This is a genomic window from Devosia sp. Micro-HW1 (genome assembly GCF_056341075.1).
Genome location: NZ_CP094375.1, coordinates 2,130,481 through 2,151,835, shown reverse-complemented (window position 1 = coordinate 2,151,835; position 21,355 = coordinate 2,130,481). Strand labels below are relative to the sequence as shown.

Annotated in this window: 17 protein-coding genes; 8 read left to right on the top strand and 9 right to left on the bottom strand. The window is 62.7% G+C overall.

Annotation, left to right across the window (positions count from 1 at the left end):
• The first annotated feature begins 23 nt into the window (after window positions 1-23).
• The 6 genes from MQW79_RS10205 to MQW79_RS10180 all read left to right on the top strand — a co-directional run bounded on the left by MQW79_RS10205 (window position 24) and on the right by MQW79_RS10180 (window position 6,653).
• The gene (locus tag MQW79_RS10205) at window positions 24-845 is read left to right on the top strand and encodes an N-formylglutamate amidohydrolase (protein ID WP_476588215.1); all 822 of its coding nucleotides are present in this window, start codon (window positions 24-26) and stop codon (window positions 843-845) included.
• On the top strand, window positions 842-2,698 hold the full coding sequence (locus MQW79_RS10200; protein ID WP_476584381.1) for a flavohemoglobin expression-modulating QEGLA motif protein: 1,857 nt from the start codon (window positions 842-844) through the stop codon (window positions 2,696-2,698). The genes MQW79_RS10205 and MQW79_RS10200 overlap by 4 nt, the downstream gene beginning before the upstream one ends.
• A 9-nt stretch (window positions 2,699-2,707) precedes the next feature.
• Window positions 2,708-3,751 carry a glutathione synthetase gene (locus MQW79_RS10195; protein WP_476584380.1) on the top strand — a complete coding sequence of 348 codons (1,044 nt, stop codon included), beginning with the start codon at window positions 2,708-2,710 and terminating at the stop codon, window positions 3,749-3,751.
• A gap of 124 nt (window positions 3,752-3,875) precedes the next feature.
• Window positions 3,876-5,180: a PQQ-dependent sugar dehydrogenase gene (locus tag MQW79_RS10190; RefSeq protein WP_476584379.1), complete on the top strand. Its 1,305-nt coding sequence runs from the start codon at window positions 3,876-3,878 to the stop codon at window positions 5,178-5,180.
• A gap of 120 nt (window positions 5,181-5,300) precedes the next feature.
• Window positions 5,301-5,798, top strand: coding sequence for a hypothetical protein (locus MQW79_RS10185; protein WP_476584378.1), 498 nt, complete (start codon window positions 5,301-5,303; stop codon window positions 5,796-5,798).
• Between the two features lie 12 nt (window positions 5,799-5,810).
• Window positions 5,811-6,653 carry a putative bifunctional diguanylate cyclase/phosphodiesterase gene (locus MQW79_RS10180; RefSeq protein ID WP_476584377.1) on the top strand — a complete coding sequence of 281 codons (843 nt, stop codon included), beginning with the start codon at window positions 5,811-5,813 and terminating at the stop codon, window positions 6,651-6,653.
• Here the strand turns inward: MQW79_RS10180 and MQW79_RS10175 are convergent.
• The 7 genes from MQW79_RS10175 to rpoH all read right to left on the bottom strand — a co-directional run bounded on the left by MQW79_RS10175 (window position 6,574) and on the right by rpoH (window position 16,246).
• Complete coding sequence (locus MQW79_RS10175) at window positions 6,574-7,311, bottom strand: DUF998 domain-containing protein (RefSeq protein WP_476584376.1); 738 nt, start codon at window positions 7,309-7,311, stop codon at window positions 6,574-6,576. The two genes, MQW79_RS10180 and MQW79_RS10175, sit on opposite strands and share 80 nt — an antisense overlap.
• Before the next feature lie 213 nt (window positions 7,312-7,524).
• On the bottom strand, window positions 7,525-8,511 hold the full coding sequence (gene denD, locus MQW79_RS10170; RefSeq protein WP_476584375.1) for a D-erythronate dehydrogenase: 987 nt from the start codon (window positions 8,509-8,511) through the stop codon (window positions 7,525-7,527).
• A gap of 132 nt (window positions 8,512-8,643) precedes the next feature.
• On the bottom strand, window positions 8,644-9,378 hold the full coding sequence (locus MQW79_RS10165; RefSeq protein ID WP_476584374.1) for an outer membrane protein: 735 nt from the start codon (window positions 9,376-9,378) through the stop codon (window positions 8,644-8,646).
• A gap of 173 nt (window positions 9,379-9,551) precedes the next feature.
• Window positions 9,552-10,895 carry a phosphoglucosamine mutase gene (gene glmM / locus MQW79_RS10160; protein ID WP_476584373.1) on the bottom strand — a complete coding sequence of 448 codons (1,344 nt, stop codon included), beginning with the start codon at window positions 10,893-10,895 and terminating at the stop codon, window positions 9,552-9,554.
• Between the two features lie 122 nt (window positions 10,896-11,017).
• Window positions 11,018-12,949: an ATP-dependent zinc metalloprotease FtsH gene (gene ftsH / locus MQW79_RS10155; RefSeq protein ID WP_476584372.1), complete on the bottom strand. Its 1,932-nt coding sequence runs from the start codon at window positions 12,947-12,949 to the stop codon at window positions 11,018-11,020.
• Between the two features lie 739 nt (window positions 12,950-13,688).
• Complete coding sequence (locus tag MQW79_RS10150; protein WP_476584371.1) at window positions 13,689-15,065, bottom strand: hypothetical protein; 1,377 nt, start codon at window positions 15,063-15,065, stop codon at window positions 13,689-13,691.
• A 314-nt stretch (window positions 15,066-15,379) separates the two neighbouring features.
• Window positions 15,380-16,246, bottom strand: a complete 867-nt coding sequence (rpoH, locus tag MQW79_RS10145; protein WP_476584370.1) for an RNA polymerase sigma factor RpoH — start codon at window positions 16,244-16,246, stop codon at window positions 15,380-15,382.
• A 277-nt stretch (window positions 16,247-16,523) separates the two neighbouring features.
• Between rpoH and MQW79_RS10140 the strand changes: the two genes are divergently transcribed.
• A complete protein-coding gene (locus MQW79_RS10140; RefSeq protein ID WP_476584369.1) occupies window positions 16,524-16,982 on the top strand; it encodes a GNAT family N-acetyltransferase in 459 nt (152 codons plus the stop codon).
• A gap of 366 nt (window positions 16,983-17,348) precedes the next feature.
• Window positions 17,349-18,413: a PRC-barrel domain-containing protein gene (locus MQW79_RS10135; protein ID WP_476584368.1), complete on the top strand. Its 1,065-nt coding sequence runs from the start codon at window positions 17,349-17,351 to the stop codon at window positions 18,411-18,413.
• A gap of 72 nt (window positions 18,414-18,485) precedes the next feature.
• Here the strand turns inward: MQW79_RS10135 and MQW79_RS10130 are convergent, their stop codons facing one another.
• Together MQW79_RS10130 and MQW79_RS10125 are read right to left on the bottom strand one after the other, a co-directional pair.
• Entirely contained in the window at window positions 18,486-20,414 is a 1,929-nt protein-coding gene (locus tag MQW79_RS10130; protein WP_476584367.1) for a S1 family peptidase, read from the bottom strand.
• Window positions 20,387-21,256 carry a zinc metalloprotease gene (locus MQW79_RS10125; RefSeq protein WP_476584366.1) on the bottom strand — a complete coding sequence of 290 codons (870 nt, stop codon included), beginning with the start codon at window positions 21,254-21,256 and terminating at the stop codon, window positions 20,387-20,389. The genes MQW79_RS10130 and MQW79_RS10125 overlap by 28 nt, the downstream gene beginning before the upstream one ends.
• Between the last annotated feature and the right edge of the window lie 99 nt (window positions 21,257-21,355).

Here is a 21,355-nt window from a genome sequence, read left to right as displayed (position 1 = left end):
TCATGCCGCACGTTAAAGGCGGCATGGATAAGAGCGTCACTCCTGTCACCGATACATCCCTTAGCGCCCTCTGGTCTTTCGAGAGGGGGCGCTCTCCGCTTGTCGGTACTGCCATTCACGATGGCCACCATGTCTGGCCAGACCTTGTCGAGACCATGGCCCTCGACGAAGCCGGAAGGCTGCGCGAGGAGGATCCGTTCACAGCGGAGATGATCCAGGACATCGCCAATCGCGTCGTCGTGCATCGCTCGCGTTTCGAGGTCGATCTCAACCGGCCTGCCGAGGGCGCGGTCTACCTGACCCCCGAACAGGCCTGGGGGTTACATGTCTGGAACACTGCGCCGGAAGGGGAGCGGCTCAATGCCCTCCTCGCCCAGCACGCGGCCTACTACGCCATGCTCAAGGCGTTCCTAGAAAGCATCGTGGCCGAGCATGGGCGTTTCGTGCTGCTCGACATGCACAGCTACAATCATCGCCGGAACGGGGCCGATGCGGCCCCCACCGACCCGGACAAGGCGCCGGTCATCAATATCGGCACCTTCTCCATGGACCGGGCCCGCTGGGCGCATGTGCTCGACCCGTTCATGGCCGTGCTGCGCAAACAGACGGTCATGGGCCAGAAGCTCGACGTGCGCGAGAATGTCGCCTTCGAGGGGCGGGGCGAACAGACCCGCTTCGTGCATGAGCATTTCCCGGAGACGGGCTGCGCCATCGCCGTCGAATTCAAGAAGGTCTTCATGGACGAGTGGACCGGAGCGCCGGATCGCATGGTGATCGCCGAGCTGCGCGCCGCCATTGCCGCAAGCCTGCCCACCCTGCTCGATACCCTCGAGGCGCGGGCATGAGCGGCAAGGCCAGATCCGCCGGTCTCGACCTCGGGCAAATCGAAAAATGTCTCGCCAGCGACGGGCCGATCCGCCTTGACCTGGGCGGGCGCGGACGGCTCTATATGGACCGTCCCATGCCGTTCCTCGCCGTGCATGTGGGGCGACGGGCCGATCCGGCTGCGCGGGCTGCGGTCATGGCCAACTCGGCGCATCTGCTGGTGCGCAATCGTACCGATGCGGCCAGGGTGATTTCCCTTGTCGGCGCCGCCATGGCGGAGCGCTTCGGCGGCTTTCTGGTCATCGATATCGGTGAGCTGGCCGAGGATGACCTGGCCGAGGACGCGCCCTACCTCGCGCCATTCGAGGTCAGTGTCTCCGCCACGTCGGGGGCCACCATGCAGGCCGCCCAGGCCGATTTCGTCGGGGCGATGGAAAAAGTCGACGTGCGCTACCGGGCCCCGCGGATCATCCGCCAGGACATGGTCGAGGACCGCCATGCGGGCCTCGCCCAGAAGCTGCCGAAATATCCGGTGCTGACGGTCCGCTTTGCCCCCATCTACAAGGTGCCCAGGTCCCGCGCGGTCTATCCCGAACTGCGCGAGCGGCTGGTCGAAGCGGTGTTCGATGGCGCGCTGCGGGCCGCCCAGCGCTTCATCCGCGCCGAAACCAGTCTTTCCCCGGTCAGCCACCGCGCCCTTGGGCGGCGGGTGTTCCTCGATACGGTCAGCCGGGCCGACCGGGCCGTTGACGATGTGGCTTCGCGCTTCGATTTCCTGCTCGCCGTCACGCCCATCAATGCCGAGCCGGCCTGGGATGAATTCAAGGCCAGCGCTTTTCAACGCAAGCCCACCTTCCTCTATCGACCGCTCAGCGTGGACATATCGGAGGCCAAGCGGGCGCTCTGGGCCATCAATCTCGACCGTTTCGAGGATCCCGTACTGAGCGCGCTCTATCAGGAAAAGCAGCAGGAGCTGGACCTGCAACTGTCCATGCTCGAGGCGCGCGGCACGCGCCGGTTTCGCGAACTGGGGCGGGCGCTTTATCGCTCGGTCGAGCCGCGGCTCCTCGCTGCCGCCGGCGACATCCTCGAGGCAACGGCAGTCAGCCGCAGCAAGAATGAAGCGGAAAATGTCGACTATCGTTTCGTCGAGCGCCGGGCCCAGGCGATGATCGAGCGCTATGCCGGGCAGTCGAGCAGTTTTTCGGCCCGGATCGAAGTGCGCGACGACCTTCCGTCCGGGATGATGGTGTCCAATGGGCGCCTCCTGATCTCGCGCAACACCGCCATGTCGAAGGAGCGTGTCGAGGCGCTGTTGAGCCACGAAGTCGGGGTGCATCTGCTCACTTACTATAACGGCTCGGGCCATGGCCTGCTGCTGTTCCGCTCGGGCCTTGCCGGCTATGAGGGGGCGCAGGAGGGGCTGGCAGTGCTCGCCGAATATCTGGCCGGCGGCATGACCGTGCCGCGCCTGCGGCTGATCGCCGGGCGGGTACTGGCGGTGTCGGCGATGCTCGATGGCGCCAGCTTCGTCGACGTCTTCTCCATGCTGATCAAGGATCATGGCTTTGCCGAACGCACGGCCTTTACCCTGGCGCTGCGCGTCTATCGCGGCGGCGGCCTCGCCAAGGATGCCATCTACCTGCGGGGGCTTGTGGAGCTGCTCGGATATCTCGAAGGCGGCGGGTCGCTGGAGCCATTCTGGCTGGGCAAGATTGCTGCCGGGCATATCGGAGTGATGCAGGAGTTGAGCACGCGTGGCCTGCTCAAGCCTCCTGTCGTCACCCCGCAGTTTCTTTCCCTCAAGGGCGCTGATCAGCGCCTCGACCGGCTCCGGGCCGGCCTTTCCCCCATCGACCTTGTGGCCGCCTAGGAGCAACGCATGCGGATTGCCTTTTTCGTCAATGCCATCGAAGACGAGACCCCGAACTTTACCACCACCGTGCTGGCGCTGGCCGCGCTCAATCGCGGTCATGACATCTGCTATGTGACCCCGGGCGATTTCGTCCTACGCCCCGATGACAGCCTCGCCGTTACCGGCCTCGTCCTGCCGGCCAGCAATTACAAGAAGCCCGAGACCCTCTTCAAGGACCTGCAGGCGAGCCGGGACAGGCAGACCTTCGACGCCAGCGAGATCGACGTGCTGTTCCTGCGCAATGATCCGTCCCAGGACGCGTCCGACCGGCCCTGGGCGGCCAATGTCGGCCCGATTTTCGGGCGTCTCGCGGCAGATCGGGGGGTGCTTGTCGTCAATGATCCCGATGGCCTCGCCAAGGCACAGAACAAGCTCTACTTCCAGGACTTCCCGGCCTCTGTGCGCCCGACCACGCTGATCTCGAAGAATATCGAGGAGATCCGCGGTTTCATCGACAGCCAGAAGAAGGGCGCCATCATCAAGCCGCTGCAGGGTTCGGGCGGCAAGAATGTCTTCAAGATCGCCTCGCCTAAGGACCAGAACCTCAACCAGATCTTCGAGGCGGTGAGCGGGGAAGGGTATCTGATCGCCCAGGCCTTCATGCCCGAAGCGGGGGAGGGCGACGTGCGCTTCTTCCTCATGAACGGCAAGCCGCTGATGCGCGAGGGCAAATATGCGGCCTTCCGCCGGGTGCCGGCCAAGGGCGAGATCCGCTCCAATGTGCATGTGGGGGGCGGTCCGGCTCCGGTCGAAGTGACGCAGACCATGCTTGATATTGCCGAGGCGGTCCGGCCAAAGCTCATCCAGGACGGCATGTTCATCGTCGGCCTCGATATTGTCGGCGACAAGATTCTCGAGATCAATGTTTTCACGCCCGGCGGGCTGAACAACCTCTCGGAAATGTACGAAACCAATTTCTCCGAAACGGTCATCGTGGCGCTGGAAAAAAAGGCGGCGATCCGGCAGGCCTATGGCAGGGCCATCAGCAATCGCGAACTGGCAGTGCTTTAGCGGCTGCCGGACAAACCCAGCCTTTGGTGTGATAATTTCCGGGGCCGGGCTGGCTCTTGTGGAACAAAGGCACTAGCGTGGCGCTCCTGCCTTTGTTCCCTTCCGCGCTTGTTCGAGACGATCCATGGCCCAGACCAGCCTCTTCGCCCGCCTTGTAGCCCTTGTCGGCGGCGCTGCCGTCGCCATCCGCCATTCCGGCGATGGCCCGCGTCCGCCTGCCTATGGCACAACGCCCGCCATTCCCGATCCGAAGCCTCAGGGCAAGATCCCGACCCTCAAGATGCCGACGGCCAAGGGCTGGGAGGGCAATCACATGCCCACGCCCGCGCCCGGCCTCAAGGTCAATGCCTTTGCCCGCGATCTGGAGCATCCGCGCAACATGCATGTTCTGCCCAATGGCGACGTGCTCGTCGCCGAGTCCATGGGCGAGGAAGGCAGCGGGCCGCGTTCGCTGTTCGACCATGCCATGCATGCCACCATGAAGCGGGCCAAGGCCTCGGGCCAGAGCCCCAACCGGGTGACGCTGCTGCGTGATGCCGATGGTGACGGCGTGGCGGAAGAACGTCACGTGCTGATCGAGAATGTGCGCCAGCCCTTCGGCATCGTTCTCATCGGTTCGACCCTTTATGTCGGCGCCTCCGATGCGGTTCTGGCCTATCCCTATGCGACGGGCGAAACCCGGATCACGACGCCGGGCAAGACGCTCATGGACCTGATCCCGGGCGGTCACTGGACGCGCAATCTCATCGCCTCGGCCGATGGCACCAAGCTCTATGTGGCGGTCGGTTCGCTCAGCAATATCGGCGATGCCGGCATGGCGGCAGAAGAGAACCGCGCCTGCATCCACGAGCTCGACCTCCTGACCGGCCAGTCGCGCATCTTCGCCGGCGGCTTGCGCAATCCGGTCGGCATGGCCTGGGAGCCGGTGGGCGGCCAGCTCTGGACCGTGGTCAATGAGCGTGATGGCCTGGGCGACGAAACGCCGCCCGATTACCTGACCTCGGTGGTCGATGGCGGTTTCTATGGCTGGCCCTATTGCTACTGGAACCGGGTGGTCGATGACCGCGTGCCCCAGGATGCGGCCAAGGTCGCCTCGGCCCTTCAGCCCGATTATGCTCTGGGCGGGCACACTGCCTCACTGGGCCTGTGCTGGCTGCCCGCCGGCACGCTGCCCGGATTTGCCGCCGGCATGGCCATTGGCCAGCATGGATCGTGGAACCGCTCCAAGCTCTCGGGCTACAAGCTCGCCTTCGTGGAATTCCAGGATGGCAAGCCGGTCGGCATGCCGCGCGAAATCCTCAAGGATTTCCTTTCCCCCGACGAGCAGTATTCCTACGGTCGTCCGGTGGGCGTGGCCCTGGCCGGCGATGGTGCCGTGCTGATGGCCGACGATGTGGGCGATGTCATCTGGCGCGTGACTGGCGCCTGAATAGAGTGAAGCGGGGGTGTTTTACCCCGCTCACATTATTTTAAGTGCATCTGCGTAGATTCGGGCGAGATCAACAGCGAACTTCTTGGGAGAGGTCGCAGAACGCCCAAGAGAAGCGCGGTGTACACAAGTCCATCGGTCCATTCACGTCTTGCGGCGACCCAATATTCGGGTCGCTTCATCCTGGCCTATCGCTGGGTTGCCCTGTCTGTTGCCGTGCTCAGCCTGCTCTGGACCGCGTTCTTCGGCCTTCAGGGCAACTGGTTTCTGGCGAGTTCGCAATCTGTCGTCGCCGCGGTGGCGGTCTTTGGCGTGGTGCTGGCGACGCGGGGACAACTGGCCCGGGCGCTGCTCTACACACAGGGCGTGTTCCTGTTCTTCATCGGCCTTCTGTGTGTGGTCTTCGATGTCCCAAGCGCCGACGTGCCGCGCGTCTCGCACCTGTTTTTTCTGGTGCTGGCCATGGTGGGCTATCTCAATTTCAAGCGCCAGCCGTCGCGGACGCAGCAGGTGCTGATCGGCGCGAGCCTTGTCGGCTTCGTGGCCTTTGCCAGCAGCAATCAGGCCTTGCCGTTCGCCATGCCGATCTCCGACGAGGTGCGCCTTTATGGCGCCTAGGTCAATGCCGGCATGGCCACGGCGATGCTGGTTTGCTGCGTGTATTTCTTCCAGCTTGAGTTCGAGCGCGCCGACCGGCAGGCGGGCGATCTCAAGACGGCTCTCTGGGCCCGGCAGTTCGAGCTCTTCTATCAGCCGCAGGTCGACGCCGACGGCGCCCTGCTCGGCGCCGAGGCGCTGCTGCGCTGGAAGCATCCCCGGCGGGGCTATGTCTCCCCGGCCGAGTTCATCCCGCTGGCTGAAACGGCGGGGCTGATGAGCGAGATCGGCGCCTGGGTGCTGGATTCGGCCTTCCAGACCCTGGCGAGCTGGTCCAAGGGCGACGACACCCGTCATTTGACGCTGTCGGTCAATGTCAGCGCCAGCCAGTTTCTCGACGAGGATTTCGAGCAGACAGTGGTGCAGATGCTCGACCGCTACCGGATCGACCCAACGCGGCTCAAGCTCGAAATCACCGAAAGCGTGATGATGAGCAACAAGGACCTGGTCGCCGCCAAGATGCAGATTCTGCGCGGCATTGGCATCGGGCTGGCGCTCGATGATTTCGGTACCGGCTATTCGTCCCTCTCCTATATCCAGAGCCTGCCGCTGAGCCAGCTCAAGATCGACCGCAGTTTCGTTCAGGACGTCACCATCAGCGATCGCAGCGCCTCGCTGGCGCGCAGCATCGTCCAGCTCGGCCGCGACCTGGACCTGGTGGTGCTGGCCGAAGGGGTCGAGACCAAGGAGCAGTTCGAGTTCCTGCGCCAATGCGCTGCGCCGAGTTTCAGGGCTATTATTTCGGCCGGCCGGTACCGCTGGCCGAGTTCCAGTCGGGCCACCAGCGCCGGGCCGCCTGAGGGCTGGGCCGATTGAGGTCGGTGACGCCGGCATGGCTGTTCGGGCCGCGTGAAGCCGCTTCGCCGCCAGTCAGTTCCTGCCAGGCAATCAGGGCAATGACCTGCCAGCCCAGCACGCCGGCGCCATAGAAGGCGACATTCCGCGGAATGCATTGCTCGATGCCCATGATGATGATGGCCGGCATGATGAGGCCGAGAGCCAGCAAGCCAGAAGCCAGCGAGGCTTCGCGCTGCCTCCAGTAATGCGTGGACAGGACGAGGCAAGCCAGGATCAGGGCGCCAAAGCCGATTGAAACAATGATCAGGTGCAGGTTGGCGCTGAAATCCATGTCTGGCAGGCGGTTCCGGGCCGTTCCCAGGGGGAAGCCCTGTGCCCCGCGCGTCGGGAAGAAGCCCGCCAGCACGCAGCAGGCACCAAAGACCATCAGCAGTCCCGCCGCGAGGCGGGCGCCGCTCAATTGCCAGACGGCGAGGGCAAATACCAGTGTGAGAATGCCGCAAATCACGAAAGTAGCCACCATCAGCCAGCCTCGATCGCCCAGGCTCAGCATGGAAATCGTGTGCTGCTCGATGGAGAATCCGGGACGCACGCAGATTTCGACCAGCGTTACGACGATGAACAGAATGGCGGCGGCCAGGCCAGCGCCCAGCATCAAGGGATGGGTATTGGACACAGTCAAATGCCCCCTGGAGGCATTCGAGCGTCACGGGCCAGCCTCCATGCCCCGCGCATGACGTCATCGAGACCGGCCAGGCCGTTCCGACTCATCGTCCCCATAGGTGTGCTGAGGCCGGACTGTATCCTCGCGGAGTTTGGCGGGGAAGGGGCACGTCAACATTTGATTAACCCTTGCCAGGCGCCGACGACATCCAGGGTGACTGTGCTTTCAGAGGGGCAGGTTTCCACCCAGTTCGTCCTCGATATGGACGCGCACGATGTCGTCGAAGCTGGTCTCGGCGGCAAAGCCCAGCGACAGGGCGCGCGACGCATCGAAATTCTGCGGCCAGCCGGCGACGATGCGGGCAATGGTCGGGTCCGGCTCACGCCGGATCAGGCGCATGGCCCGTTGCCCGCCAAAGCGCTCGAGCGCGGCCAGTTCCTCGGCAATGGTGGCCGACAGGCCGGGCATGGTGAGGTTTCGGCGCTGGCCGAGCGGCATGGTATCGAGGCGTGCGCCGTGAATGAGGAAACCAACGGCCGAGCGGGGCGAGGCAAACCAGTGGCGCACTGTGTCGTCCACGGGCAACACGGATTCCTGCCCGTTCAGGGGCTCGCGGATAATGCCCGAGAAAAAGCCCGAGGCCGCCTTGTTGGGGGCGCCGGGACGCACGACGATAGTGGGCAGGCGGATGCCGACACCGTCGAGAAAGCCGCGCCGCGAATAATCGGCCAGTAGCAGCTCGCAGATGGCCTTTTGCGTGCCATAGCTGGTCAGGGGTGTATGGGCCATGTCATCGGGAATGGCAGCGGGCAGGGGCATGCCATAGACGGCAATCGAGGAGGCGAAGACCAGGCGCGGGGCATAGGGCGCGACCTCACCCTCCTTGCGAATGGCTTCGAACAGCAGGCGGGTACCGTCGAGATTGATGGAATAGCCCTTCTCGAAATCGGCCTCGGCCTCTCCCGAGACCACGGCCGCGAGGTGGAAGATCACGTCCGGTCGGCTGGCGGCGAGGATTTCGGCCGCTCCGGGCAGCGAGAGATCGGCAGGGACCGCCGAGATGTGGAATTGGGCCAGCGTCAGCTCCGGGGTGACCACATCGGCCAGCGTCAGCGCCGTGATCGCCTTTCCGCCGAGCTCGCCCGCCAGGATCAGGGCCTGGGTCAGCTTGCGCCCGACCATGCCGGCGGCGCCAATGATGAGAATATGCACGCCGGTCCTCCTTCGGTGTCCTGCCAATTGAGCATTGGCGCAAGGGGAACGTCCAGAGGGTAGAAAAGGCCGATGTCTTCTGACATCGGCCTTTGAAAGACGTGGCGGTCGTGGCGGGCCGCCACGACACCCTTAGTTGAAGCGGTAGCGCACTGTGCCACGGATTTCGTGGGCCAGCGAGTGGTTGATCTCGTAGGGATAGGTGGTCGCGTCGTTCCTGATCGAATTGATGTAGATGCCGCGATAGCCGATATCGGCGACGAGATCGCCATAGTCGACGCCGAAGCCGGCCATGATGGCGGCTGCCGGGGTCAGGTTGTGACCGACGACGTCCTGCGGACCGGCGCCCGGGGTCGTGGTATGGACATAGTAGTTATTGGCAAAACCGACGCCGGCGCCGCCATAGACGAATGTGCCTTTGCCCGGGCCGTTGCCGTCGAGATAATAATCGTAATAGGCGTTGGCCAGCACGATGGTCGAGCGCAGGTTGAGCGAATGCGGACCGTCAACCAGCGGTGGCGTACCGCTTACGGTGGCCGTCATGCCATCACTCGTGAAATTGTCGGCGGTGACGTCGAAGCGCACGCCATTGCCCAGTTCATAGCCGACGCCGACGCCCGCGGACATGCCGCCGCCCCAGCGGGTGACCGAAAGGTCGACACCCGTGCCGACCTGCGGGTGACGGGCGTGGTGGGCGCCGTGGGCGCCGAGAGCGACGCTGCCGCGCAGGTAAAAGGCGCCGCCCAGACCTGCATCCACGTCGGGGATCTCGATAACGGGGGGGAAGAAAATGTCCGCCGCCTGAGCGGTCGGCGCTGCAAAAGCTGCGGCTCCTGCCATCAGCACTGCTGCAAAAGAGGTACGCATGACGAAGTTCCTTGGGTTGCCACGACACCAGTCGATTGCAACCACTATCGGGCAAACTTCTTAAACAGCGCTTAACCCTAACATTTAACCCTACTGAATAGTCAAATACCGTGCTTTACGAGGCGTTACTTTACGCATCGTCGGGTTAAGTCCTTGTCAATACTTGTGGCGGCTCAGGCCACCTGGCGGATGGCGGTTTCGATCTGGCCCACCACGGTTTCCACCAGCATGGCGTCGTCGGCCTCGCCCATGACCCGGATCACCGGCTCGGTGCCCGATGCGCGCACAACAAGGCGCCCGCTGGTGCCCAGCATGGCATTGCCATCGGCAATGGCCTGGATGACCTGCTTGTGCTCGAGCGGCTTGCCCGACTTGAACTTCACGCTGCGCAGCAGCTGCGGCACCTTTTCGAAGCGGGCGCAGATTTCCGAGATCGGGCGCTCGATCTGCTTGAGCACGGCCAGCAGCTGCAGTGCCGCCACGAGGCCATCGCCCGTCGTGGTGAAGTCGCTGAGGATGATATGGCCGGACTGTTCGCCGCCCACGTTGAAGCCCTTGGCCCGCATGGCCTCGAGCACGTAGCGGTCGCCCACCTGGGTGCGCTCGAGGGTGAGGCCGAGGCCGCCGAGATAGCGCTCGAGCCCCAGATTGCTCATCACGGTGGCGACGATGCCGCCACCCATGAGCATCTGCCGCTCCATCCAGCTCTGGGCGATGACGGCCATGAACTGGTCCCCGTCGACGGCATTGCCCTTTTCATCGATGATGATGACGCGGTCGGCATCGCCATCGAGCGCGATGCCGATATCGGCGCGCACTTCCTTGACCTTGGCGGCAACCGCCTCGGGGGCCGTGGAGCCGACCTTGTGGTTGATGTTGAAGCCATCGGGTTCGGCGCCGATGGTGAAGACTTCAGCGCCCAGTTCCCAGAGGGCAATGGGAGCGACCTTGTAGGCGGCGCCATTGGCGCAGTCGAGCACGACGCGCAGGCCCGTCAGGTCGATGTTCCGGGGCAGGGTGCGCTTGGCATATTCGATATAGCGGGTACGCGCTTCCTCGTCGCGATGAGCGCGACCAATGTCACGGCCACGGGCCAGGTACCTGGTCATGTCGCTGTCGACCAGCGCCTCGATTTCCAGCTCCAGCTCGTCGCTGAGCTTGTAGCCATCGGGCCGGAACAGCTTGATGCCATTGTCGTCGTAGGGGTTGTGCGAGGCCGAGATCATGACCCCGAGATCGGCGCGCAGCGAGCGGGTCAGCATGGCCACGGCCGGGGTCGGCATCGGCCCCAGCAGATAGACATCCATGCCCACGGCGGTGAAGCCCGCGGTCAGGGCCTGCTCGATCATGTAGCCGGAGCGTCTTGTGTCCTTGCCGATCACCACGCGATTGCGATGGTCGCCGCGCACGAATTTCGTGCCGGCCGCCATGCCCACCTTCAGCGCCAGTTCCGGGGTCAGCTTGTCGCCATTGGCCAGGCCGCGAATGCCGTCGGTGCCAAAATATCTACGGGCCATGGGCTCGTCCCCCGATTCACTGGTCTTTGAGATTCAATACCACTTTGCGCGGCATTAGAAAGTGGATGGCAAAGCGAAAGGGTCGCCCGAGGGCGACCCTTGGCATTTTGGCCACAGTACCGTCAGCTTTCCGGCTGCGGTTCCATGCCGGTTTCGGGCGGGCTGTCCGGGCGCTTCTTGCCGGTCTTGCCGGCCGAAGGCACACCGGTCGCCTTGGGGGCGGCCGGGCCGCTGTCGTCCGGGCGGACCGGCTGCTTGCCATCCATCAGGGCGCGCAGCTCGTCGCCGGTCAGCGTCTCGAATTCGAGCAGCGCCTGGGCAATGGCTTCCCACTGGTCATTGTAGGTGGTCAGGATGTGGCGGGCAGAGGACTCGCCGTCCTCGATCAGCTTGCGCACTTCCTCGTCGATCAGCTTGGCGGTCTCGTCCGACATGTTCTGCGACTGGGTCACCGAATGGCCGAGGAACACTTCCTGGTCATTGGAGCGGTAGCGCACACGGCCGAGCTTTTCGCTCATGCCCCATTCCATCACCATGGAACGGGCGAGGTTGGTGGCCATCTGGATGTCGCCCGAAGCGCCCGACGTCACCTTTTCAGGGCCGAACTTGATGATCTCGGCCTCGCGGCCGCCGAACAGCATGGTCAGGCGCGCCAGCGCCTTCTCGCGGCTGAACGAATAGCTGTCGGTTTCGGGCAGGGTCATCACCATGCCCAGCGCACGACCGCGCGGGATGATGGTGGCCTTGTGGATCGGGTCGATGCCGGCAACCTTCAATGCGATGATGGCGTGGCCGGCTTCATGATAGGCGGTCAGCTTCTTTTCGTCATCGGTCATGGCCATGGTGCGGCGCTCGGCGCCCATCATGATCTTGTCCTTGGCGTCTTCGAATTCCTGATGGGTGACGAAGCGCTTGTTCTTGCGCGCCGCCATCAGGGCCGCCTCGTTGACGAGGTTCATCAGGTCCGCACCAGAGAAGCCGGGCGTACCGCGGGCCAGCACCTTGAGGTCGACGTCGGGGGCCAGTGGCACCTTGCGGACGTGAACCTTGAGCACCTTTTCGCGGCCCGAAACGTCGGGGTTCGGCACGACGACCTGACGGTCGAAACGGCCGGGACGCAGCAGGGCAGGGTCAAGAACGTCGGGACGGTTGGTGGCGGCGATCAGGATGATGCCCTCATTGGCTTCAAAGCCGTCCATCTCGACGAGGAGCTGGTTGAGGGTCTGTTCGCGTTCGTCATTGCCGCCGCCGAGACCGGCGCCACGCTGGCGGCCGACGGCGTCGATTTCGTCGATGAAGATGATGCAGGGTGCGTTCTTCTTGGCCTGTTCGAACATGTCGCGGACGCGCGAGGCGCCAACGCCGACGAACATTTCCACGAAGTCGGAACCGGAAATGGTGAAGAAGGGCACATTGGCTTCGCCGGCGACCGAGCGGGCCAGCAAAGTCTTACCGGTACCGGGCGGGCCGACCAGCAAGACGCCGCGCGGGATCTTGCCGCCCAGGCGTTGGAATTTTCCGGGATCGCGCAGGAATTCGACGATTTCCTCGAGATCCTGCTTGGCCTCGTCAACGCCGGCCACGTCCTCGAAGGTGATCTTGCCCTGGGTTTCGGTCAGCAGCTTGGCGCGCGACTTGCCAAAGCCCATGGCGCCGCCGCGGCCACCGCCCTGCATCTGCCTGATGAAGAAGAACCAGACGCCGATGATGACGAGGAAGGGCAGCCAGCTCGAGAGCAGGATCGACCAGAAGGGGCTCGATTCCGGCGCGCGGGCCGTGATGCTCACATTGGCATTTTCGAGCTTGGAGATGACATCAGCCCCATCGGGGATGATGGTTTCGAACCGCGTGCCATCACTGAGCTGGCCCGAGACCACATTATTGGTGATGGTCACGGTTGAGACACGACCCGCCTCGATGTCGCTCACGAACTGGCTGTAGCTCTTTTCGCCCACGGACATGGTCCGCGTCGAAGACTGGAAGACCTGGAACAGGCCCATCAGCATGAAGAGAATGACCAGCCAGATGGCGAAGTTGCGGAAGTTTCCGTTCATCAAATCCTGTCCCGGAGAGGCCAGCGCTCGGAGCGCGCCAGTGTTGGGGCGAATGTAAGACCCCCATTGGGGCGTTACAAGGGCAAGACCTCGGCGTTTCGTGGCCTTCCGTCCAGTCATATTGTCGCGACGGGGTTAATACGTTCTCACGGGCAAAAGGATGCATCGTGGCCATGCGCATGCGCCGGACAGCGCCGCCGCTTCCGGTTGGTGATTGGACGGACCCCGAGGCGGCTAGCGCCTCATGAGACAAAAAAACGAGACGCATACCGCCCCGGGGCGCCGGTTTTTGGAACTGTCCGGCGGTGGGGGATCGCTCGTCCCGTCGCGGCCGGACTGGAACCTGTGGGACAGGCAAAAGCCCCACCCGGCTCACCCGGCCACTGTTCGCCTGCAGGCCGCCGCGCCGGGTGATGCGGGGAGTATGGGGGATGGTGAGGGAGCGGGGATTACTTTTGCCCGAAACGTGCCGTCCCGCCCCCACGCAACGCGCGTGACCCTCGGCCTTGAGCCGAGGGCGTTTCACTTGCCGGTGTGATTTTGTGAGACGGGGACGCGAACAATTTTGTCGCTGCCCGCGCTCCTTCCAGGTGCAGAAGCCTCGGCTCAAGCCTGACGTGACGACCGGTGGGGCGGAAAATGCGGCGGAAACCAGTCGGGCCGGAGGCGACCCCTATTCGGACGTCAGGGCTAGTCGCGAGCTCCCAAAGCCGCCTTTGGTCGCCATCTTGAGTGCAAACTAATCGCCTCGGCTAGTGGGCGAGTTATCAGGAGGCGCGGGGAACACCACGATGCCGCCTCTTGTCTCCTCGATTGCCGTTCTACAGAGCTCTACAAAACGATGATTGTTGGGGTGATCTAGGATGAAAACGACCGCATCGTAAAGGTCTGATGTGCGCACGAGCGCTGTTCCCAATCGCTTTGCATTGGTCAGACACTTGGCCGTAAAATGATCCGCCCTCAGCGCGGGCTCAATAAGTCTGTAGGCATTGCCGAACAGCACTCCCTTGGCCGGTGCGGTTACCTCTTCTCGCTGAAAGTCTTCGTTGATATTAGACTCAAGCTGTCTAAACTTGGTGATGTCTACTGACGAATTTTCCTTGCCCTCCGACTCACCAATCATCCGGACTCCTGCGGGCCCGACGAAGATATGATCAATTTCTACGTCGCCCGCGCGGTAGTTCTCCACCGTGAAGCCAAGCAGTTGAAGAGCGGCCTCTATTGCGGCCTCCAAGGGCTTGCCGGTCTCGAACAGCAAACGCGAATGAGCCATCAAGGCCTCGGTTTTTGCCAGCTTTTCTTCTTTGCTGCTAACTAGCAGACCGACCTCGGCATCGATCCGCGCGACCTCCGCGGACAGCACCTCCACTTGCTTAGGTACAGGTGCGGTGGCTAGCCAATTGGGCGGCGGTGATATGGCTCCCTCGGCCCTAAGTGCTTTATCCACGGCGAGGAGTTGCGCAACAATGCCATGCGACAGCCGCTCAGCTTTGTCGGACCACATTTCGGGATCGTCGGTGTCGTACTCGATCATATTGAAGTATGGCAGCAGCACGAGGTGGCCCGACATACCCTTTGGTTTCAGCACAGAGCCAACTGCCGCTCCGTCCTTGGCGGCAAATATTGGTTTGCCGGCGCTCTCATCCAAAATAACTCGATAAGAGGCAACCTCCTTTAGAGTGTCCAAGAGACCTCTAAACATCCCGTCCGCCACTGTTATTTGTCGCCCTTTTGCATTTTTAACCGAGAGGCGAAACGGCAAAGCTTGGTAATTGTGTAGCGCGTAAGTGTTGTAGGACCTGCGACCTCTGGCGCCTACTTCATAGCCGCTGGCGCCGGAGTCTTCCTGATACTCAGCGAGAGTCACAAAGATCGTTTTGCCTGCCGAGAGGGCGCCGCCGATTTCCGTCGCCCAATGCTTCATTGCGGAACCCAGTTGCTTCGTACTTTCGATGTCTATGCAAGAACCGCCGCCACTAAATTCAATCCGGGTAAGGTATGGCAAAGTGGGATCGAATAGCGCGATGTCGTAATCCCGGAGCGATGCACCCGAGAAGTACTCGAACCGATCATCGACGTTGGGCAACGAGGCGTTAATCGTCACAACGGACTTCATACTTCCCCCAACAGCGCGAGGCGCCGCACTTAGTCAAACGAGCTGATCTTCTTAGAGCCCCGATCCAGAAGTCGGCAAGCTATCTCCATTACTGTCAAACTGTTAGACGCCGTTGCATAAATCAAGATTTCCGCACGCTTTTCATAGCCAGGTTCGCATTTCGTCGGCTTTGGCTGGGCAAAACTGACTGTCTTTTCACGTCTGCTTCTCTATGGCGTTTCCAGAGGCCGCCTGTCGCCTTTCCACCCCATCCCCGTCAAAACAAAACGCCCCGGCTCATCACCGGGGCGTTCTCAATTCAAGATATGTGCCGATCAGGCCCCCGCGGCTTCCTTGACCGCGTCCTGCACCTTTTCAAAGGCGCGGACTTCGATCTGGCGGATGCGCTCGCGGCTGACGTCATATTGCTGGGCCAGTTCTTCGAGCGTCGCCGGATTGTCCTGCAGGCGGCGGGCCTGGAAGATGGCGCGCTCGCGTTCGTTGAGCACGTCCATGGCCTTGTTGAGCATGCCCATGCGCTCGTCGAATTCCTCGGTCTCGCCCAGCGTGGTTTCCTGGTCGGGCGTGTCGTCGACCAGCCAGTCCTGCCATTCGGACGAGCCTTCATCCGCCCGCATGGGCGAATTGAGCGAGGCATCGCCCGAGAGGCGCGAATTCATCTGCACGACATCGGCTTCGGTGACGTTGAGCGTCGTGGCGATCTGCTTGATCTGGTCGGGGTGGAGCGAACCATCGTCGAGCGCAGCGATCTGGCCCTTCACCTTCCTGAGGTTGAAGAACAGGCGCTTCTGGGCGGCGGTGGTGCCGATCTTCACCAGGCTCCACGAGCGCAGCACATATTCCTGGATGGCGGCACGGATCCACCACATGGCATAAGTGGCCAGGCGAAAGCCCTTCTCGGGCTCGAAACGCTTGACCGCATGCATCAGGCCCACATTGCCTTCCGAGATCACCTCGGAAATCGGCAGGCCGTAGCCGCGATAACCCATGGCGATCTTGGCGACGAGGCGCAGGTGACTGGTGATCAGCTTCTGGGCCGCGCCGGGGTCGGCATGTTCCTTGTAGCGCTTGGCCAGCATGTATTCTTCATCCGCTTCCAGCATGGGAAACTTGCGGATTTCCTGAAGATATCGGCTAAGGCCGCCCTCGGACGAGAGCACAGGAAGATTGGTTTGGGCCATGACGCACCCCCTTTGCGGTATCCCCCGCCTCGCGCGGGCAGAAAAATCAGCCGCTGTCCGTGAGCAGGCACAGTGGCTGACGTGATGTATATAGGTCGCAGTTTGGCGATTTTAAGGGCCAGGCGTCGAACTATCGTTACAAATTCGACAGGTTCGCCCCAGCCGTCGCGGTTCATCGGTACAATACGATAAAAGCGGCCGGGGTTCAAACACCTTGCTGTGATGAAGGCGCGAGGGCGCTCTTTCCCTGCTTGCGGTTCGACTTTAGGCTGCGGCCATGTCTGAAATCCATATCCTGCCCGTTCCGGTTTTCTCCCTGCTCTGCAATGCGGCCTTTGCGCTGCGGCGCGAAGTCTTCGTCTGGGAACAGAAAGTGCCGGAGGAGGAAGAGCATGACCAATACGACCTCACCGCCACCCATTTCGTGGCCATTGCCGAGGGCGAGGTCGTGGGCACGCTGCGGCTGATCGACCTGCCCGAGCATGCCAAGATCGGGCGGGTAGCCGTGCATCAGGCTTTTCGTGGGCGGGGCATCGCCAGAAAGCTGATGGTCTCGGCCATGGACCATGCGCGGCAGCGGGGGACGGGCCGGTTCTATCTCACGGCCCAGTCCGACAAGCTCGGCTTCTATGAAAGCCTCGGTTTTGTGGCCTTCGGGCCCGAGTTTTTCGATGGCGGCATGCCGCACCGGGCGATGCGCGACTACGACCGCGACAGCGCCGTGCTGGTCGATTAGGCTTTCGTTAACGCATTAACCGGGCCGCCACTGCCCCGCCATCACGCTTGCGCTATGGTGCGCTTGTCGGCCCCCTTGCGCGCCCCATGCCGCGCCGCGGGGGGACCTGGATTGCCCGGCGTGTCGTGAACGCGACGGGGCAATCCCAAAAAAGATAGCCCGTTAACGGGAGGCGGGAGGAGCCGGCTCTGGAGCAACCAGGTGCCGGCTCTTTCTTTTTGTTCCAGAAATTCTGTCGGGAAATGCTGCGGAACGCCTCGCGCTTTGCATGCGTTGAGGGGACATAAACGGGCCGCACGACGCCATACCGGCAAAGTTTGCGTCGTACGGCCCTGTTCACACAACGATGAACCCTTGGAGTTTACTATGATCCGCACGCTTCTGACTACCTCGGCTGTTGCTCTGGTCCTCGGTACGGCCGCGATCGCCCAGACCCCGGCCCCGACCAACGAAGTCGCCCCCGCCAACGAGATGGCCCCTGCCAATGAAACGGCACCCGCCAACGAGATGGCACCCGCCAACGAAACCGCACCGGCTGATGCAACCACGCCGGCTCCGGCCGCTGACGGTGCTGCCCCTGCGGTCGATGCCCCTGCGGCGGACACCACCCTTGAGGCGGACGAGCCCTGGGATATGTCGGCCGGCTATATTGCGGGTGAAGGCGATGCCCTGGTTTCCGAACTGATGGGTGCCCCGGTCTTCTCGACCATGGGTGAAGACGCAGAGGAAATTGGCACGGTCAATGACCTGGTGATCTCGGTCGATGGCGAGATTCACGCCGTGGTCATCGGTGTCGGCGGCTTCCTGGGCATTGGCGAAAAGAACGTCGCCGTGGACTTCCAGGAACTGGAATACGGCATCGCCTTCGACAATACCGAACGCTGGGTGCTGCCCACCACCGCCGAAGCGCTGACCGCTGCTCCGGACTTCATCTGGGAAGATAATCTGGGTACCGATCCGGCCATGGCGCCGGCCGATCCGGCCATGGATCCTGCCGCTCCGGCCGATCCTGCCGTGGCTCCGGCCGACCCGGCAATGGCGCCGGCTGACCCGGCCATGGATGCTGACCAGACTTCGGTGAACACCTTGCCGCGTGAAGGTTATGCTCCGGTGGAAGTTGAAGCGCTGACCGCCGAAAACCTGACCGGTGCCATCGTGGTCGGCCCGGAGGGCGAGGATATTGCCGCAGTTGGTGATATTCTCCTGACCGCTGATGGGCAGGTCGATGCGATGCTGATCGACTTTGGCGGCTTCCTCGGGATTGGCGAAAAGCGCGTCGCCGTTGGCCTCGATAACCTCGAGTTTGCGGCCAACGAAAATGGTGATTTGGTGATCTACAGCGATTTCACCCGCGAGCAGCTCGAAGCACAGCCGGAATATGACGAAGCCACTTATGCCGAGGACCCGGCACAGCGCGCCACCGACATGTAATTGTCGAGGCGCGGGACTTCCGGTCCCGGACATGCAAAAGGCCCGCTTCGGCGGGCCTTTTCTATGCTGCACTTACATTATCGGCGCGGGTACGAGAACGCTGGCGGGGTCGAGCGTACCGGTAAATGGCTCCGCTTCATCGAGCATTTCCCGCGTCAGGTTGACCACCACACTGGGCCTTGCGCCGGCGCCACTGGTGAGCCCGGTGCTCAAGTCGATGGCGAATTGCTTTGCAATTCCATTGTCCCCGGTGACCGAAAGGATGCCGATATCCGTCCCATCGTTGGGAATGACGCCGGAGACCAGGCCCAGGGTTTCCCCGAAGGGATTGCGTACCAATGCCTGCGCAACGCCCGCTGCGGGCAGGGCGAAAATATCGCCTCCATCCACCGGTTCGAGGATCAGGTTGGCGGCCGTCGCCAGGCGGGCAGGCTCCGTCGCCAGTGTGCGGAAGCCATAGTCGAGCACGGCGCTTCTGCCCTCGGGGTCAATCCTCGATTCAAAATACATCCCCGGCGCTTCCGACACCGGCTCCTCGAATACCACGGCTGCAATCCGGCATCCGGACGGGGCGGTTGCCGTTCGCTCGAAATCTTCGGCCTGCGCCTTGCCCCCAATGGGCGCCAGTTCCCTGTCCAGCACCACCCGCATGGGGAGGCATGCGTCCTGCGTTGTGTCGAGGCTGGCAGTCTGGATCACGTCCGGATACGAACTGATGATATCGGGACGCGTCGCAAAGTCCGGGGTGCCGTTATAGGCCACCACGCCGCTGGCGAAAGCGGCCGCACAATCGGTGGCATCCGCCCAGAAGTCAGCCGTTACCGGCCCGACAGCCATGCCGGGGCCACCGAAGCGCGGGTCATCGCATTCGCCGTCGAAGGCCCACTGGCTGCTGTTGAGGCCGAAATCGATGGCCGCGTGCAGCACCTTGCTTTGCCGGGCCTCGATACGGAGCACCGCCACGACTTCCGCATCGGTCCGTGAGAAGTATTTGTAGGTCACCGTCACCACCCCCGCTTCCTCGCGGCCGATATTGAACGAGCGGATTGGGTGCTGGTCAGGGAATACTTCCACCTCGCCCAGCATGCAGCCGTCCGTCGGTCGGATGTCCTGGCGGTAGACATTCACTTCCGGCTGGCTGGAAACCGGAATCCGCACCGGAAGCTCGTAGGTGATGGTATCGCAGGTTGCTGCTACCGGAGGGGTCGTGTCGTTGGTGGCCATATCGGTGGCGGCCATGCCGGAAAGGGGAGAGACGGCCGAGCCGGGCACTTCTCGCGCCGCTACGGGCTCGGGCGGTGAATCGGTGGTTATGGCCAGGGTGCTGGTCACAGGCAATGTCTTTGGACAGGTCAGGCCGGTATCCATAAACATCGATCCAGCGCGGAAGAGCGGCTGGATCAGCACCGCATTCTCGAACGTCACATCGCCGATCGACAGGGCGCCGGCATTGATGCCGACAGCCCAATCGCCGGCAAGAACGGGACCGCCGCTCCAGCCCGGAACGATGTCGAGCGTGGTGGGGTAGAGAAAATCAGCATCGGCCTCACCGATCACCAGGCCGGGAGAGCGGCTGAGCGACGTCATCAGTCCAGGCGGATAGCCGAGCGAGACAATTGCTTCATCGCGAGCCATCGATCGGCACAGCATTGGCATGGGATGCTCGATGCGCGCGACTTCGACGTCCCTGGGGCGGATACGCAGCACGCAGAGGTCTACCGCCTCGTCGTCATCGCATTCCATGACATAGGCCGGGAAAACCTGCGCCAGACTGCCGAAATTGATCTCGTAGCGCCTACCGGACTTCTGTTCAGGCCGGACGACGTGCTTGGCGGTGACCAGGAGGCCGCTGGCATCGGCAAGAAATCCCGAGCCGACATCGAGCAGGGTGTTGGTGGCTTTTGAATAGACCTTGATCTGGAACACCGCCGCTTCGCTGGCAGCAGCGGGCGCCAGCATGCCGGCAGTGAGGACTAAGCCCCATAGAGCGCGTGAAGACATTTGTAGTCGCCCTCGCCGATCTGCATGTTCTGACCAAATTCCATACCGTTCTGCGTCCACCGTCGGGGAATTGGGTAGAGCATGATCGACGCCGGATTGAACTGTGGGTCGCCCAGACACGCATATTCGGGGCCGAACTTCTGGAAAATATTGTGTTCGACCATGCTGGCGGTCCAGCCTTGCCGCGCCATGTCAGCGATCACGACGGCCTTGTTCCAGACCACCGGATTGTTGGGATTGGCATGCTCGTGGCGCAGCCCCAGGGCGTGGCCGAATTCGTGGCAGACGGTCCGTTCGTCGGTCTGGGCCAGATGCATGGTCGGGCCGCTTTTGGCGCTGTTTCGACTTGCCCGGCCGATCAGGGAGCTGTTCTTGTTGGTTTCGAACAGCACCGAGATTTGCGCATTGCTTTGCGCGACGCCGAAGTCGAAAGCGAGGATGTTGCCGAGCGGCCCGGCCAGCCAGCGCGACGCCAGGGTCGCGACCCTGTTCCTCTTGTCCGCATTCCCATCGATGAAGTGGATGCCCAGGGTTATGCGCTCGCCGTTCGGCGTATTGCCGTCGCTGCGGCGCCACACGCTGCCGGCGCTGGCCGTGCCATAGGGGGTCAGGCCGGTTTCCTCGAGCGCGGCGGCAAACTGGGCGACGCCGGCCTCGTCCTCGGCGCTGGCGGCAATGCTCGATCCGCCTTCCGAGGTCCCGGTCTCGGCCTCGTCCAGTCCGATTTCGTCCACCGCGGCACAGATAAACTCGTCGTCCTGCGCCCAGACCGGTATGGCGCCGAGCAGTGCGTATGCCGATGTCGCCGCCCCAGCAAGCAGCAAAGTTCTCCGACTGATCATATAGTCCTCCCCAGACATGACTATGCAGAGCTTTGCGGCGATACTATTTCATCGGCGACAACTGTACAATTGAGTAAGTATTCTTGGCTTTTTGGGCGA

Coding starts and splice junctions, on each gene's coding strand:
- MQW79_RS10205 (WP_476588215.1), top strand. CDS start 24: ATGGATAAGAGCGTCACTCCTGTCACCGATACATCCCTTAGCGCCCTC.
- MQW79_RS10200 (WP_476584381.1), top strand. CDS start 842: ATGAGCGGCAAGGCCAGATCCGCCGGTCTCGACCTCGGGCAAATCGAA.
- MQW79_RS10195 (WP_476584380.1), top strand. CDS start 2,708: ATGCGGATTGCCTTTTTCGTCAATGCCATCGAAGACGAGACCCCGAAC.
- MQW79_RS10190 (WP_476584379.1), top strand. CDS start 3,876: ATGGCCCAGACCAGCCTCTTCGCCCGCCTTGTAGCCCTTGTCGGCGGC.
- MQW79_RS10180 (WP_476584377.1), top strand. CDS start 5,811: ATGGCCACGGCGATGCTGGTTTGCTGCGTGTATTTCTTCCAGCTTGAG.
- MQW79_RS10165 (WP_476584374.1), bottom strand. CDS start 9,378: ATGCGTACCTCTTTTGCAGCAGTGCTGATGGCAGGAGCCGCAGCTTTT.
- glmM (WP_476584373.1), bottom strand. CDS start 10,895: ATGGCCCGTAGATATTTTGGCACCGACGGCATTCGCGGCCTGGCCAAT.
- ftsH (WP_476584372.1), bottom strand. CDS start 12,949: ATGAACGGAAACTTCCGCAACTTCGCCATCTGGCTGGTCATTCTCTTC.
- MQW79_RS10150 (WP_476584371.1), bottom strand. CDS start 15,065: ATGAAGTCCGTTGTGACGATTAACGCCTCGTTGCCCAACGTCGATGAT.
- rpoH (WP_476584370.1), bottom strand. CDS start 16,246: ATGGCCCAAACCAATCTTCCTGTGCTCTCGTCCGAGGGCGGCCTTAGC.
- MQW79_RS10140 (WP_476584369.1), top strand. CDS start 16,524: ATGTCTGAAATCCATATCCTGCCCGTTCCGGTTTTCTCCCTGCTCTGC.
- MQW79_RS10135 (WP_476584368.1), top strand. CDS start 17,349: ATGATCCGCACGCTTCTGACTACCTCGGCTGTTGCTCTGGTCCTCGGT.
- MQW79_RS10130 (WP_476584367.1), bottom strand. CDS start 20,414: ATGTCTTCACGCGCTCTATGGGGCTTAGTCCTCACTGCCGGCATGCTG.
- MQW79_RS10125 (WP_476584366.1), bottom strand. CDS start 21,256: ATGATCAGTCGGAGAACTTTGCTGCTTGCTGGGGCGGCGACATCGGCA.